The 16,007-nt window shown below is 42.8% G+C and carries 13 protein-coding genes; all 13 read left to right on the forward strand.

The window, feature by feature from the left end; translation table 11 throughout:
- Positions 1-317: 317 nt before the first annotated feature.
- The 13 genes from LI164_RS04355 (at position 318) to LI164_RS04415 (ending at position 15,929) form a co-directional block, all read left to right on the forward strand.
- A complete protein-coding gene (locus LI164_RS04355; RefSeq protein ID WP_227086771.1) occupies positions 318-713 on the forward strand; it encodes a hypothetical protein in 396 nt (131 codons plus the stop codon).
- A 46-nt stretch (positions 714-759) separates the two neighbouring features.
- The gene (locus LI164_RS04360; protein ID WP_173794164.1) at positions 760-4,209 is read left to right on the forward strand and encodes an MBG domain-containing protein; all 3,450 of its coding nucleotides are present in this window, start codon (positions 760-762) and stop codon (positions 4,207-4,209) included.
- Between the two features lie 443 nt (positions 4,210-4,652).
- Positions 4,653-4,880, forward strand: coding sequence for a hypothetical protein (locus LI164_RS04365; RefSeq protein ID WP_227086772.1), 228 nt, complete (start codon positions 4,653-4,655; stop codon positions 4,878-4,880).
- 24 nt (positions 4,881-4,904) lie between these two features.
- Positions 4,905-5,282 carry a chorismate-binding protein gene (locus LI164_RS04370; protein ID WP_227086773.1) on the forward strand — a complete coding sequence of 126 codons (378 nt, stop codon included), beginning with the start codon at positions 4,905-4,907 and terminating at the stop codon, positions 5,280-5,282.
- The gene (gene trpA / locus LI164_RS04375) at positions 5,275-5,931 is read left to right on the forward strand and encodes a tryptophan synthase subunit alpha (RefSeq protein ID WP_005332224.1); all 657 of its coding nucleotides are present in this window, start codon (positions 5,275-5,277) and stop codon (positions 5,929-5,931) included. The genes LI164_RS04370 and trpA overlap by 8 nt, the downstream gene beginning before the upstream one ends.
- Before the next feature lie 18 nt (positions 5,932-5,949).
- Positions 5,950-6,600, forward strand: coding sequence for a hypothetical protein (locus LI164_RS04380; protein WP_005332222.1), 651 nt, complete (start codon positions 5,950-5,952; stop codon positions 6,598-6,600).
- A gap of 5 nt (positions 6,601-6,605) precedes the next feature.
- Entirely contained in the window at positions 6,606-6,920 is a 315-nt protein-coding gene (locus tag LI164_RS04385; protein ID WP_005332221.1) for a hypothetical protein, read from the forward strand.
- A 362-nt stretch (positions 6,921-7,282) separates the two neighbouring features.
- Positions 7,283-8,134 carry an Rpn family recombination-promoting nuclease/putative transposase gene (locus tag LI164_RS04390; RefSeq protein WP_005332218.1) on the forward strand — a complete coding sequence of 284 codons (852 nt, stop codon included), beginning with the start codon at positions 7,283-7,285 and terminating at the stop codon, positions 8,132-8,134.
- Positions 8,135-8,239: 105 nt separating this feature from the next.
- Positions 8,240-8,770: a phosphatase PAP2 family protein gene (locus LI164_RS04395; RefSeq protein ID WP_040015411.1), complete on the forward strand. Its 531-nt coding sequence runs from the start codon at positions 8,240-8,242 to the stop codon at positions 8,768-8,770.
- A gap of 25 nt (positions 8,771-8,795) precedes the next feature.
- Positions 8,796-11,573 (forward strand): NYN domain-containing protein, encoded by a 2,778-nt coding sequence (locus LI164_RS04400; protein ID WP_215683474.1) that lies wholly within the window; start codon positions 8,796-8,798, stop codon positions 11,571-11,573.
- Positions 11,573-12,865, forward strand: a complete 1,293-nt coding sequence (gene fliB / locus LI164_RS04405) for a flagellin lysine-N-methylase (protein WP_005332208.1) — start codon at positions 11,573-11,575, stop codon at positions 12,863-12,865. The genes LI164_RS04400 and fliB overlap by 1 nt, the downstream gene beginning before the upstream one ends.
- A gap of 55 nt (positions 12,866-12,920) precedes the next feature.
- Entirely contained in the window at positions 12,921-14,342 is a 1,422-nt protein-coding gene (locus LI164_RS04410; RefSeq protein WP_005332206.1) for a M18 family aminopeptidase, read from the forward strand.
- A 204-nt stretch (positions 14,343-14,546) separates the two neighbouring features.
- Entirely contained in the window at positions 14,547-15,929 is a 1,383-nt protein-coding gene (locus LI164_RS04415) for an NCS2 family permease (protein WP_005332204.1), read from the forward strand.
- Positions 15,930-16,007 lie beyond the last annotated feature (78 nt).

Raw genomic sequence — 16,007 nt, forward strand, 5'->3', positions numbered from 1 at the left:
ACCGGAGAATGATAAAGCAGAATAGAAAATAAAGGAAAAAGCTATTGCAGATATTGGATGCAATAGCTTTTGTCTTGTGCTACGATGTGTCCGGAAGAAGCTGCCGGATGCTGCAACTGTCATCAGAATGTCAGCATATGTCTATAAAAAAATAGCAGAGAGAAAAAATATGCATAAAAAACAAGAAAAAGGAAAATAATGGGGCTGCTTGAATTGACTTAATGAGAAAAAGAAGCTAATATAAAATTAACTGTGGGAGTCTATGCCCACGGGGGAAAATATTTTTGGAATGAAAAATTAATAGGAGGAGAAAAGCGATGAAGAAGAGAAAGTACAAGCAGTTGCTTGCATCAGTAATTGCCTGTTCTATGGTGCTTTCAGGAATGCCGGCAACCGCATACGCTGCCGGAAATGACACCGCTCAGGAAGTACAGTCAGAAGACCAGACTTCAGGAACTGCCGGATCAGAAGATTCAAGCAGTGCCGGACAGCAGGAAAATGCTGGAAACCAGACGACTGCCGGAACGAATGAAAGCACATCGACTGAATCAGACAGCAATAGTCAGACAAACAGTTCACAGGATAACACATCCAAGAACAACACAGCACAGTCAGGCACAACACAGAACAGCACAGTCAGACACAACACAGAACAACACAGCACAGTCAGGCACAACACAGAACAACACAGCTTCCCAGCCGGCAGCAGCTGATGCGCAGAGTGCGCAGGATGCGAAAGCGGTTAAGGCAGGAAATGTATTGGAGATTCACAAAGGTGAGACAATCAAAGGTGCTACGTTGTTAAAGGATTTTAAAGATTGGTTTGGTGCTGCTACAAGGTATCGATATAAAAAGACTGCAAGTACTGATGATTGGAATGAAATAACACCATTAGATTTATCTAAGGAGTATACCTTAGCATCTGGAACTGTGACAGTTGAAAAGTATATCAAAACAGGCGGGTCATGGATTAATCCTACAATGGAATGGGTACAGGCTGGAACATTCACAGTCAAGAATTACAGCAATGTAACTTTCAATGTCACAAACATTGAAGGCGCAGGTGTCAAGATTGATGGTACCGCTGTTACAGACACTGTAAAATCCTACGACACAGAGAACAAAACATTTACAGTCAATGACGTAGATGGCTATGATGTAACTGTAAAAAATGGTGAAACACCAATGACTCCAAATGCAGATGGCTTCTATACACTGCCGGTTACAGATGCAACAATCAATGTTGTATACGAAGCAACAGCTGGTGCATTTGTTAATGTAACCAATCCAGAGAACGGAAAAATTACAATTGATGGTCAGGATATAGCTAGCAAGAAAGTTGCACTGAATTCTACTTATACAGTTAATGTAACACCGGATAACGGGTATGCGGTAGAAAATATATTTGTAAACAATAATCCTGTAGAGGATGTTACTTATGCTAACCAGACAGCAACAGTTACTTTAAAGACTGGTGATTTGGATAATGAAATATTTAATATTACTGCTCAGATAGTTCAGTGTAAGTTAGATGTGAAAGATGCCGAGGTATCATATCACAATGGAATGTCAACAGATAAGATTGCGCAGAATATCTTTGCTGCAGTTGTTGGAACAGACAATGTACCGGAGATTACATTGAATGATGTAACAATTGAGTACGATGCATCGTTGACAGGATTAGGTAACTGGAAGGCAATCGGTTATCAGCCAGAGTGGTATGAACCAACTTTACATGAATTTGGAAAGAGTACTGAAAAAATCCGTATCACCTACAAGGGAACAGACAAGTATCCATTTATGCAGAAGACTGTTACAATCACATTAAAAGACCTTCGTGAGGAAACTACACTTTCTATCAACGATGGAATTATGATGAAGTATCAGTCAACTGAGATGATGGATGCAGTAATCAAAGTTCTGATTGCTCAGAATGCAACTGTAACAGATAAAGCAGGTAATAAGATTGAGACAACAGCAGATGACTTTACTTATACTCCATCTACAGATGAATGGAAAGCAGGAGAACAGGAAATCACAGTTACCTATAACGGAAATGAAGATTATCTGTCAAGTTCTGCGACAACAACCATCACAATCAAAAAAGGTGATGCAAAGGTATGGGTAAACAGCCAGAATATTAAATATGGCGAAAGCTTCTCTCAGATATTCTCAAGTGATCCATCAGATGCAGCACCACTTGGAATGATTGTTGGAATCGATGGAAATGGAAAATCATTTGTTGGATTTGATGTTTCTAATATTGTTATCAAACAGAAAGTTCCTGTAATTGGTACAATAGAAGTACCATTGGAACAGGCAATTTTAGCATTAGTACCGGATGGAAAAGTGACCGTTGGAAATCTTATGACCGTTATCAACAAGCTTCCTGATTTAGGAGATAATGCAGGTATTATTTCCGCTGTACAGAAAGTTGTTAATCAGATTCTGAAGATTTATCCGGCAGCAGCAGACTGGTCTATTTCTTTCAAACGACCAACAGAATCAGGTGTATACCTTGCAGCAGGAGCATCTACAAGCCAGAACTACAACACAGCAGTAGGTGTTGGATACCTGACAATTGCACCTCAGTCAAAAGATGTAAAACTGGAGTTCAATAGTCCACTTCCAAAGAATTGTACTTTAACGTATGAGGAAGCACAGGAATTTGACTTTAGTGGAAAAGCAACACAGAACGGGCAAACTGTCAGTGCGAATATTAAGACAAAATATGTGGGTGTAACAGCTGACGGAAAATGGGTAAGCAGTAAAGGCAATGAGCCGGAAGATGCACTCAGAGAGCCAGGTAATTATGTAGAAAAAATCTACACAGTTGGTGGCAATTATGTAGCGGCACCAATCGTCAGATGCTATACAGTAAAAAAAGCTGAGACAGAGATTAGATTTGATGATAGTATAGATCTTGAAGTTCCGTATGATGGACAGCCACACGGCATAACAGCAGGTGTATACCATGGAGACGAAAGAATCGCAGAAGCAGATATCATTTATATGAGTTCATCAGGATATAAGAGTGCAGAAAAGCCGACAGATGCAGGAATGTATCAGGTAATGGCTTCTTACAAAGGTGATTCTAAGTATGCATGTGTAGATGCTAAATACACAAGATTATTTATAAAACAAAAAGTAGTTACAGTTACACCAAATGCTCCTCAGAATCCAATTTACTATCGTGATCAGTTACCAGAATTCACTTACACAGTAACAGATGAAAATGGTAAGGTATTATCTGAAGAAGAGATTGCAAGTCTTGGAACAGTCTCTGTTGTTAAAACACCAGAAGATGTAACACCAGGACATTACACAATCAAAGCCCAGGTTGAAAATGCAAACAAGAATTATGATATTACTTGTGGAGATAGAAAATTTGATATTCTTGCAAGACCAATCACAATCAAGACAATGAACATGGCCATCGAATATGGTGATGATGTACCGGATGTTGATTATTACATCTCCGACATGAACGGTGAACTGGCAGATCCAGCAATTGTAAGTGGAGCAGACTTCCCGTCATTAGACTTCAGCATTGAAGGACAGGACGAAGGAAAACACCTGGCAGCAAGCACTACTCCATATGCAATTAACGTTAGTGGATTAGACAATGCAAACTTCAAGGTAACATATGAAGGCGGAAGCCTTACAGTTAACCCAAGAAAGATTAACATCTCTATCGACTCTAAGAAGAAGGTAGAAGATGACGCTGATCCGGAACTGACATACACAGTATCAAGAGCAACTGGAGAAGCTGTTGCACAGGCAGTTGAAGATACAACTGCAGCAAGTGCTGTTGTAGAAGGTGACGAGCTTGGAGTTACATTAACCCGTGAAGCTGGTGAGACAGTTGGATTATATGACATTTACGCAAATGTAGAAGGATTAAATTCAAACTATGCATTAGCTGAGACACCGGACGGAACAGATAAGTTCGAGATCGTGAAGAAAGGAACTGTTATCGATGATAATAAGAAACCTTCTGATCAGAACCCATCAGGCGATAAGACGACTGTAAAGGGTGACAACAAGAACAACAAGAATACAAACACTGCCAAGAAAGCTGACAATACAAAGAAGAATCAGCCGAAGACAGGTGACAATTCACACGTTATGTTCTATCTGTTCATGATCGAGGCTGCAATGGTTGCAGCATTCATTACTCTGATCTTCAGAAGAAGACGCAGAAGCTAATCAAAGATCATAAAAGATATAATAGAAATGTCTGTCAAAGACGATAAATAGGAGACCGCAGGTCAGGCCCGCTTAAGAGCCGGATCTGCGGTTTCTCTTGTATTTTCAAAAAGGTGGTTTATACTGATAACAGTTCAATACAACCAGGGGAGCTTGTGAGACAAAGCTGAGAGTAAGGTATGACCTTAGACCCTAGAACCTGTTTGGATAATGCCATGTAGGAAGTGTTTGTCAGAAGAGTATAAAGTTAGATTGACATCTGAGTGTATCCGCATTTCTGTCAAGGGCGTTTTCCGGTCTGCCGGGAAATGTATTCCGACAGATATACGCTGGCTGAGGTCATGCGCATTTTAAGAAAAGAAAGCAGGCACGGCTATTTACTTGAGAGTGCGGGCCAGACCGAGCAGTGGGGACGATATTAATTTCTTGGATACGATCCATCCATGGAGATCACTTGTACCGACGGGAAGATGCGGATCAGAAAGACCAGTCTGGGAGGCTGGTCAGAGGAAGAACTTCGGACAGTTGATCACCCGGGTCAGGTGCTTCGTGAGATTATTGATGAGAACCGGACACCGGAACTTCCGGGGATTCCAACATTTACCGGAGTTCGCTCGGCGGATTTGGAGCAATCTTATGAAAAAGCGGAGGCGAAGTTGAATGAGATATAGAAGATTCTGAAAACAGGTGAGAAAATGGAATTTCCACCGATCCAGTTAAAAACCGAAATCAAGCCTCAATTCTCTGAAGAAAAATACGAGAAAATGGTAGAGAAAGCGAAGCATTATATTCGGGAGGGAGACATTTTCCAGGTAGTTCTGTCAAATCCGATGCGGGCGAAGGCCGAGGAAAGTCTTTTTGATACATACCGGGTGCTTCGGACGCACAATCCTTCTCCGTACATGCTCTATTTTTCCAGTGACGACATCGAGAGCGCTCACGCAGTAGCATATGCAAAGAAAATCGTACCACAGATGGACAAAGATGAGATTGTAGTCATTACATTATCCGGACGCGGAGACAAGGACTGTGCAGCAATCGCACGTTACAGAGGGGAGAATATCCATGAATAAAAACATAAAAAAAGCATTTGGAAAAGGGAAAGCATTTATTCCATTCATCACTTGTGGTAATCCGTCGCTGGCGGTGACAGAACGAATTGTGTACGCTATGGAAGAGGCAGGCGCAGACCTCATTGAACTTGGAATTCCATTTTCAGATCCGACAGCAGAAGGCCCGGTCATTCAGGCGGCAAATGTACGGGCGCTCTCAGGCGGCGTGACAACCGACAAAATATTTGACCTGGTAAGGCGTATTCGTCAGAAAACTTCTATACCAATGGTTTTCATGACCTATGCAAATGTGGTATACTCTTATGGTACAGAGCGCTTTGCGAAGGTGGCAGCAGAAATCGGGATGGACGGACTTATTTTGCCGGACGTACCATTTGAAGAGAAAGAAGAATTTGCCATACCATTTAAAGAGCATGGATTGGATCTCATCTCCTTGATCGCAACGACTTCCCACGAGAGAATTGCCATGATCGCAAAAGAAGCAGAAGGATTCGGAATCTCGGAACCCAAGCAGGCGGAGAAAATGGCATCCCAGTCAGATGGAGTTATTGTAGGTTCAGCAATTGTGAAGCTCTGTGAAAAATATGGAGCAGATTGTGTCCCACACATTTCCACATTTGTGAAAGAGATGAAGGACGCAATCCGGTAGAAAGGACATGCGTAGAAAATGGCAAGATATGTGAAAGACCTGGTGCTGAACAAACCAGAAGATTTTGTAACATTTATTATGAACGACTATTTACAGAAAAATCAGTTCGTTGTATCAGAGTGGAAAGGCGAGCCAGCTTACCGGACAGGAGATGCGCTGATTGAAGGATATAAGTATCTGAAATGGTCCTATGAAAATGGAACACTTCATCTGGAAGCATGGATGAAAAGCACATTTGGAAAAGAAATGGGCCTGGATGGATTCGTAGGAGCTTTGCAGAAAAAGCCGTACAGAGAAGGACTGGAACAGCTCTTTCATGTATTGGAACAGGCAATTCCTGAGGCCGGTATGAATGAGATGACAGGACAGCAGGGCATGAATGGTGCAAATGGACAGTCAAAACCACAGCCGGTTCAGGTGAAGACCGTGGATAATTCCAGTGCAGCAACGATGGCACTTGTGTTCGGAATTCTGGCATTTGGTATCAGCTTTTTATCACCATTGATTTCTATTATCCTTGCAATACTTGGCTACAGCAGAGCACGCATAGGCATGCAGTCCGCATTAAAAGGACGGGCAAAAGCCGGGCGCAACTTCTGTATAGTTGCAATTGTACTTTCTATAATTCTATGGGTAACGAACCTTGTGTTGACAATTATGGTCCGGTAAATGTTATGGAGCTTAGAGAGCGGATCTTTCAGGAGACAGAACGAGAAAAAGCGCAGGATTATCTATGGAACGAATTAGTCCTGCTACAGAGTCAGACCTTTCGTACCGTGAAGGGACTGGAGTATACATATCAAATCCGTGGAAATGAAATGTTTGTGTCAAGAAAGACGAAATCCATAACGAAAGCTTCCGTGGATCTGGCACTTGAAAAAATCATAGAATTAAGTGGAGAGGTGGCAGGACCTAAAAAACTGAAATGCTTCGGCGCAAGCTACCTGTATCCGATATTTATAGAAATGGGACTTATTAAGAGCAGCTAGTTTATGAGAAAACAGCTGGCTGTTTATATTAAAATATGAAACAAAATTATCAGAGGCAGACTTAAGGAAAACATAAGAAATCCTTCCTTGAGACTGCCCTTTTTTTGTGATATGATATCTACACGCAGACGATGGTTCTAATCATCTGCAAAGTATCTATATTAATTTCATTCATTTTCGGAGCCAGAAGAATCGGCAGTAATTCCAAAAGTGATGATAAGCGGACAGATAAATGAAGTTAAAAATGATGTGAAATTATCTTCATATACTGGAATATACTGAAAGTATATGTTAATCTATAGGTAGAAATCATAGCATTTTCTTTTGAACAGACATTTATCTGCAAAAAGAAAGGAGAAGCTATGGCAACAAAAGAGAAGAGAAAATTGAAAGACCTGAACCTGTTGGATAAGTTCCTGTTTGATGAAGCGATGGAAGACGAGGAGAATAAGAATATGAAGACACTCCTGGATATTATTCTGGGACAGGATACGCATCTGAAGCAGCCACCCCAGACGGAGAAGGAGTGCAGAAGTTCCTTTGAAAAACGTCAGATAAGACTAGATGTCTACACTGTCGATGAAGATGATGTGGTGTATGATACAGAACCACAAAAGACAAACACAAAAAATCTTCCAAAACGAAGCCGGTTATATCAGGGAATGATAGACAGCCGTTTGTTACCGCCGGGGTGCATTGATTTTAATTTACTAAATCCTGTGGTAATTATAATGATTATGCCATTTGACTTATTTGGATATGAGTTATATCGCTATACATTCAAAATGCAATGTGAGGAAGTTCCGGAAATGGAACTGGGGGACGATGCAACGAGAATCTTTCTGAATAGCCATGGAAAACATCCGGAGTTAGTCAGCCGGGAGTTGATTGAACTTCTGGAATATATGGAGAAATCTACAGATGCGGTAGTAGAAGAATGTGAAAGTGAACGGATCCATCAGATGCATGAACGGGTCAACAGGCTAAAGTCGAGCAAAGAAATGGAGATAAAGTTTATGCAGAAGTGGGAAGAAAAAGAAATGGAAAGGCAGGAAGCATACGCAGAAGGACGAGAAGAAGGCGAACGTGTTGGAGAGGCGCGAATTAATAAGCTGATTGTATACTTATTGGAACAGGGGAGAAATAAGGATCTGGCAAAGGCAGTTTCAGATTCTGAGTATCAGGCAAAGCTGTTAAAAGAGCTGGGATTGTAATGATAATATAATTTAAAAGTAATATTATCAGAGGCAGACTTAAGGAAAACATAAGAAATCCTTCCTTGAGACCGCCCTTTGCTGTCTCAGGAAGGAGAAGATATTATGGAGATACAAATATTGAATTGGCTGCAGAGCTTACATACGCCAATTTTGGACAAGATCATGCAGCTGATCACACATCTGGGAGATATGGGAATTATATGGATAATTCTTACGATAGTTATGCTCCTGATTCCAAAGACAAGAAAAAGCGGTGTGATCATGGCAGCAGCACTGATTGTAGATGTGATTTTATGCAATGTAATTTTAAAAAATCTGATTGCGAGAGTGCGGCCATACGATGTTAACACAGCAGTACAGGTATTAGTTGCAAAACCGAAAGATTTTTCTTTCCCGTCCGGACACACAGCAGCGTCGTTTGCCAGTGTGACAGCCCTTTATCTGGCAGGAGAGAAAAAACTGTGGAAACCAGCCCTTGCGCTGGCAATTCTAATCGCATTTTCCAGAATGTACCTGTATGTACATTATCCGACAGACATTCTCGGTGGAGTTATCTTTGGAAGTTTAAGTGCATGGATTGGATACCGAATATCGACGAAAGTCTTATTGTATGCTATGATGAAAAAAGAATGATTTTAGTAGAAATGAGGGATTTTAGGTGGGAACGACATCTGAAACTAAACCAAAACGATATATCAGCGTGGGGCTTCTGGCACATGTGGATTCTGGAAAGACAACGCTTTCAGAAGGAATCCTTTATCTGACAGGACAGATCCGTAAGCCGGGGCGTGTAGATCATGGGGATGCGTTCCTTGACAACTACGCACTGGAACGACAGAGGGGGATTACGATTTTTTCCAAGCAGGCAGTGTTTCAGCTTGGTGACAGCCAGGTGACACTTCTGGATACACCAGGGCATGTGGATTTTTCTGCGGAAATGGAGCGGACGCTCCAGGTGCTGGATTATGCGGTTTTGGTAGTCAGCGGAGCTGATGGCGTGCAGGGACACACCCGCACGCTCTGGAATCTGCTTGCGCGCTACCGGATTCCGACATTCATATTTGTCAATAAAATGGATCAGCCGGGGACGGACAAGACGCTGATTCTAAAAGAGCTGAAGAAAAAACTGGATGCTTCCTGTGTGGACATGGAAGATCCGGAAGATATTGCCACGGGGGACGAACGTGCACTGGAAGAGTATCTGGAAGCGGGAGAAGTTTCTATAGATACCATAAGCCAGATGATTGCAGATCGTCAGATTTTCCCTTGTTATTTTGGTGCTGCACTGAAATTACAAGGTGTACAGGAATTACTGGACGGGGTTGGAAAATATGTGGGAGATAATGTTTCGGCCAATTATGATCAGGCAGATAATAGATTACAGAACAGCGGAGATGCTCAGCAGTTTGGTGCGCGTGTCTATAAGATTTCCCGTGACCCTCAGGGAAACCGGCTGACTCACATGAAGATTACTTCCGGTGAATTAAAAGTTAAATCTTTGCTGAAAGGTGGACAAGTCTCTGAGCCGTGGGAAGAGAAGGCAGACCAGATCCGAATTTATTCCGGAGAAAAATTCGAGACAGTACAACAGGCGAAAGCAGGCATGATCTGTGCTGTGACAGGATTAAAGCATACATTTCCAGGGGAGGGACTTGGAATTGAAGCCGGTAAACAGGCAGTAACACCGATGTTAGAACCAGTTCTGAATTATCAGGTTTATTTCCCTGATCAGGTGGATGCACATACCATGCTCGGCTATATGCGCCAGATTGAGGAAGAAGATCCCATGCTTCGGGTTATTTGGAATGAAGAACTGGGCGAAATCCATGTTCAGCTCATGGGCGAGGTGCAGACAGAGATTCTGAAAAGTCTGGTAAGCGAACGATTCGGAGTAGATGTGACATTTGGCACTGGAAATATTGTATATAAGGAAACAATAAAAAATGTCGTAGAAGGTGTAGGGCATTATGAGCCGCTCCGCCATTATGCGGAGGTGCATCTGATTCTGGAGCCGGGACTTCCGGGCAGCGGACTTGAGTTCGCAACCGACTGCAGTACAGATGATCTGGATCTGAACTGGCAGCGGCTGATTCTCACACATCTTTTGGAGCGGGAGCATAGAGGTGTGCTTCTTGGAGCGGCAATTACTGATATGAAGATCACACTGGTAGCAGGAAGAGCACATTTGAAACACACGGAGGGCGGTGACTTTCGACAGTCTACTTACCGGGCGGTGCGCCAGGGACTGATGCAGGCGGAAAGTGTACTGTTAGAGCCATATTATGAATTCCGTCTGGAAGTGCCGTCAGAAATGATCGGGCGTGCACTGACGGATGTTCAGCGTATGTACGGTGAGTTTGCGCCACCGAAGACAGACGGGGATCAGAGTGTGCTTACAGGAAGCGCGCCGGTTGCCTGTATGCGTGATTACCAGAAAGAAGTGGTGAGCTACACAAGAGGACGGGGACGGCTGACACTTGTATTTCAGGGCTATGCACCATGCCATAATACAGAAGAGATTCTGGAAAATGCAGGCTATGACCCGGAAGCGGACAACGAGAATCCGACCGGTTCTATATTTTGCAGTCACGGAGCCGGATATTATGTACCATGGCAGGAAGTGCCGGAGCATATGCACATTTCCTCTAAGTTGGAGGAGTATCTCAGAAAAGACAAAGATGCGGAGGAAATGCACGAAGAAGCTGATGGCAATGGCAGAGGTGTATTAAGAAATGGTGCTGCCGGTGGAAGTCCTTCAAAATCAGGCAGAAGTCGTGATTTTGGCGCGGAAGACCGGGAATTGGAAGAGATTTTCATGCGGACTTACGGAAAGATTGAACGTAAGAAACCAGGCAACGGACCGCGTACGATCATTGCCCAGTCCCAATATAAAGAAGAAAAACCACAGGAGAAGGTTGCAGAATATCTTTTAGTAGATGGGTACAACGTCATTTTTGCGTGGGACGAACTGAAAGAACTGGCAAAGGTGAACATTGAGAGTGCCAGAAATAAATTAATGGATATCTTAAGCAACTATCAGGGATTTAAGAAATGTACCGTGATCCTTGTGTTTGATGCATATAAGGTGGATGGCGATACGCTGGAGATTCAGAAATACCACAACATTCACGTTGTTTATACGAAGCAGGCTGAGACAGCAGATCAGTACATAGAAAAGGTCGTGCACCATATCGGACGAAAACGCCATGTGACAGTCGTAACTTCCGATGGCGTGGAGCAGGTCGTGACCCAGGGACAGGGAAGCGCACTTATTTCTTCCAGAGAATTTTATGAAGAGGTAGAAATCACCCGCAGACAAATTCAGGAAGAAATTAAGGAGCGAACAGGCGGCACAAAAAATTACCTTTTCGACCATATGGATGAAGCATTTGTAAAAGAGATGGAAGATGTCCGTCTTGGAAAGAAGGATATTTGATGTTATGTACCATACCAGATTATTATAAAGAATTTTCCTGCATTGCCGGGGACTGCGAGGACACTTGCTGCGCGGGGTGGCAGATTGTAATTGATGAGAAGTCGAAGCGGCGGTACGCAAAGGCAGCAACAGGGCTTAATAATATTGAAAAGAATCTTGCCCGCGAGCTGCGCCGCTGTGTCAACTGGCGCGAGGGCGTATTCCGTCAGGATACGGAAAAGCGCTGTGCATTTTTAAACCAGAATAATCTCTGTCGGCTTTATCAGATGGCGGGACCGGACAGCCTGTGCCGGACTTGTAAAATGTATCCGCGCCACATAGAAGAGTTCGAGGGAGTCAGGGAAATCACGCTCTCCCTTTCCTGCCCGGAGGCAGCAAGAATCATATTAGGCAAGAAAAATCCGGTGCATTTCTTAAGTTATGAGAAGCCGGGAGAAGAAGATTATGGCGACTTCGACCTGTTCTTTTATTCACAGTTGGTGGACGCAAGAGAAAGCATTTTAAAAATGCTTCAGGATAGAAGTCTCTCCATTCATCACCGCATGGCGCTGGCACTGGCGATCAGCCATGATATGCAGGCACATGTAGACCGCAGGGAAATGTTTTCCTGTGAGGATATTCCGAAGAAATACGAGTCCGAGACAGCCAGAAAGTATACAAAAGAACGTCTGGAAGCATTTGAAAAAGACGAGACCGGACGATTCGAATTCGCACAGAAAACATTTCAGTATCTGTATCGGCTGGAGCTTCTGAAAGAAAACTGGCTGTATGTGCTGATGGACGCAGACAAATTACTTTACGGCGGTCTGGCAAGTGTGTATGAGGATTCGGTGAAGAGCGATGCAGAACAAAAAGGCAATGCAATACAAAAAGGCAATGCAATACAAAAAGGCAATACAGCACAAAAGGATGGAGAGGAACAGTCAGAGGAAGACATTGACCAGCTCAGATACTTTGTAAATCTCCAGGAATTTGAATTGTGGAAGCAGGAGCATATGCCGGATTGGGACATTATGCTGGAACAAATGCTGGTGTATTTTGTGTTTACCTATTTCTGTGGGGCAGTTTATGATGGACGTATTCAAGCGAAAATGCAGGTGTGCGTGTACAGTGTCTATATAATAGAAGAAATCTTGCGCGCCAGATGGCTGGAAAATGAAAAGACACTTTCCATGGAAGAAGTTGTGGAGCTGACCTACCGCTACTCCAGAGAGGTCGAACATTCCGACCAGAACCCAGAGCGTCTGGAACATTTCATGGAGAAAAATCCGTGGATCCGTGTAAAAAAGTAAAATGAAAATAGAATAGAAAGAACCGGAAGAAACAGGAAAAGAGGGATTTAATATCGTGGAAGAAGACAGAGAATATAAAGACACAGTGCAAAAGCTGTTTACATTTATTGAAGAGAGCCCGAGTCAGTATCATGCCGTTGATACAATGAGAAAGCATTTGGAAGCGGCTGGCTATGAGCAGCTTTTAGAGAGCGGAGCGTGGAAGCTGAAATCAGGTGGGAAATATTATGTGATCCGCAGTGGTTCATCACTCATTGCATTTCGAATTCCGGCGCAGGATTCTCAGAATTACTGTGGGTTCCAGATTGTGGCGTCCCATAGTGATTCTCCGAGCTTTAAGATTAAAACAAATCCGGAAATGAACGTGGAAGAACATTATGTAAAATTGAATGTTGAAAAATATGGCGGTATGCTCTGTGCACCGTGGTTTGACAGACCACTGTCTGTGGCAGGGCGTCTGATCGTAAAAGAAAATAACAGACTTGTCACGAAGCTGGTCAACGTAGACCGGGATTTGGTCATGATTCCGAATCTGGCTATTCATATGAACCGGGAGGCAAATAAAGGTTACGATTATAACATACAGAAAGATATGCTGCCACTTTACGGTTGCGGCGAAGCAAAAGGAAAATTTATGAAGCAGATTGCAGAGGCGGCAAATGTAAAAGAGGACGCGATTCTTGCAAGTGACCTGTTCCTTTACAATCGCATGAAAGGAAGCATCTGGGGAGCTTGCGAAGAATTCATTTCCAGTCCGAAGCTGGATGATCTTCAGTGCGCATTTTCTTCATTAGAAGCTTTCTTGCAGTCTGAAGAATCTTTGCCATCGGAAAATGTACAGGCAAATGAACAAAGCGAAGTCGATGGAAAAAATGTAATCAATGAAAAAAATGTAATCAATGGAAAAAGTATCCCAGTTCACTGCGTATTCGATAACGAAGAAGTTGGAAGTGGGACAAAACAAGGAGCTGCATCTACATTTCTTGCAGATACACTGATTCGGATTAATCATGCCATGGGACGGGACGAGGCCGGATACAGGCAGAGTATCGCCAACAGCTTTATGCTTTCAGCAGATAATGCTCATGGCGTACACCCGAACCATACCGACAAGGCATGCCCGACGAATCGGCCATATCCGGGAAATGGAGTGGTCATCAAGTACAGCGCCAATCAGAAATATACTACCGATGCAATATCAGCAGCGGTGTTTGAGGAAATTTGCAACCGGGCAAATGTACCGTATCAGATTTACGTGAACCGTTCCGATATACTGGGAGGTTCCACACTCGGGAACATTTCCACGACACAGGTACCAGTCAACACAGTAGACATCGGACTGGCTCAGCTCGCCATGCATTCCCCATATGAGACAGGAAGCGTGAAAGACACAGATTACATGATCCAGGCTATGAAGACATTTTTTGAAGCTTCCGTGCGGCAGACCGAAGATGGATATGAACTCAATTTTCTTTAACAAAGTTAGCAAGAAAAATGTGATTTCGTGTTGAAAGAAGTAAAATTTTATAATAGTTATTATGTAAACTAATAAATGGACAAAGGAGCGGTTTTTTATCTGATTGAGATGGAAGAACCGCTTTTAGAATATAGCTTTTTAAAATGTGGTATGCTATCATGAAAATGTTGTTTTTATACACTACAGGAACGAAAGGGGAACATCATGTTAGAAAAAGTATTTAAACTTAGTGAAAACAAGACCGATGCGAAAACAGAAATACTTGCCGGAATCACAACATTTATGACAATGGCATATATTCTTGCGGTCAATCCAAGCATACTCTCAGCAACGGGTATGGATTCAGGAGCTGTATTTACTGCCACTGCTCTGGCAGCATTTATCGGAACACTGCTCATGGCAATCTTTGCAAACTATCCATTTGCACTGGCACCTGGTATGGGACTGAATGCATATTTTGCATACACAGTCGTATTAGGAATGGGATATAGCTGGGAATATGCACTGACAGCCGTATTTGCAGAAGGAATCATCTTTATTCTTTTGTCTGCAACAAATGTACGAGAAGCTATTTTCAATGCAATCCCACAGAATTTAAAAGCAGCCGTCAGCGTAGGAATCGGACTGTTCATCGCATTCATCGGACTTCAGAATGCAAAAATTGTAATCGGAGGATCTACACTGCTTCAGTTATTCTCCGTAGATAAATATAACGAAGTAAACGGAGTATCCGCGTCATTTAACGATGTAGGAATCACAGTACTCCTTGCAATCATCGGAATTATCGTTACAGGAATTTTAGTAGTAAAGAACATCAAAGGAAATATCCTCTGGGGAATCCTGATCACATGGCTGCTCGGAATCATCTGCCAGTTTACAGGACTTTATGTACCAAATGCAGATCTTGGATTCTATAGCCTGTTGCCAAATTTCAGCAACGGATTATCCATTCCAAGTCTGTCACCAATCTTCTGCAAACTGGACTTCAGCGGAATCTTCTCTCTGAACTTTATAGTCATCTTGTTTGCATTCCTGTTCGTAGACTTATTTGATACGATTGGAACACTGATCGGAGTATCCGCAAAAGCAGACATGCTCGACGAGAACGGAAAACTTCCAAGAATCAAAGGCGCACTTATGGCAGACGCAGTCGCAACAACAGTCGGAGCCGTAATCGGAACATCAACAACAACAACATTTGTAGAAAGCGCATCAGGAGTATCCGAAGGAGGAAGAACCGGACTTACATCAGTCACAACAGCAATCCTTTTCGGACTGTCACTGTTCCTGTCACCAATCTTCCTTGCAATACCATCATTTGCCACAGCACCGGCACTTGTAATTGTAGGACTTTACATGCTCACGAACGTAACAAACATAGATTTCAACGATATGTCAGAAGCAATCCCTTGCTATGTATGCATCATCGCAATGCCATTCTTCTACAGCATCTCCGAAGGAATCTCAATGGGAGTTATCACATACGTGGCACTCAACCTGATCACAGGAAAAGCAAAAGAAAAGAAAGTCAGCATACTCATGTACGTACTGGCAGTATTGTTTGTATTGAAATATGTATTTTTATAAAAAATTGGGGACGGGGTTTTTTCAAAAACAATGTCATTAAGTTAAGGATAAAATTGTAATTATTGAGGCTTTGACACT

Source organism: Dorea sp. 210702-DFI.3.125, assembly GCF_020560945.1.
Classification (GTDB): Bacteria; Bacillota; Clostridia; order Lachnospirales; family Lachnospiraceae; genus Dorea; species Dorea formicigenerans.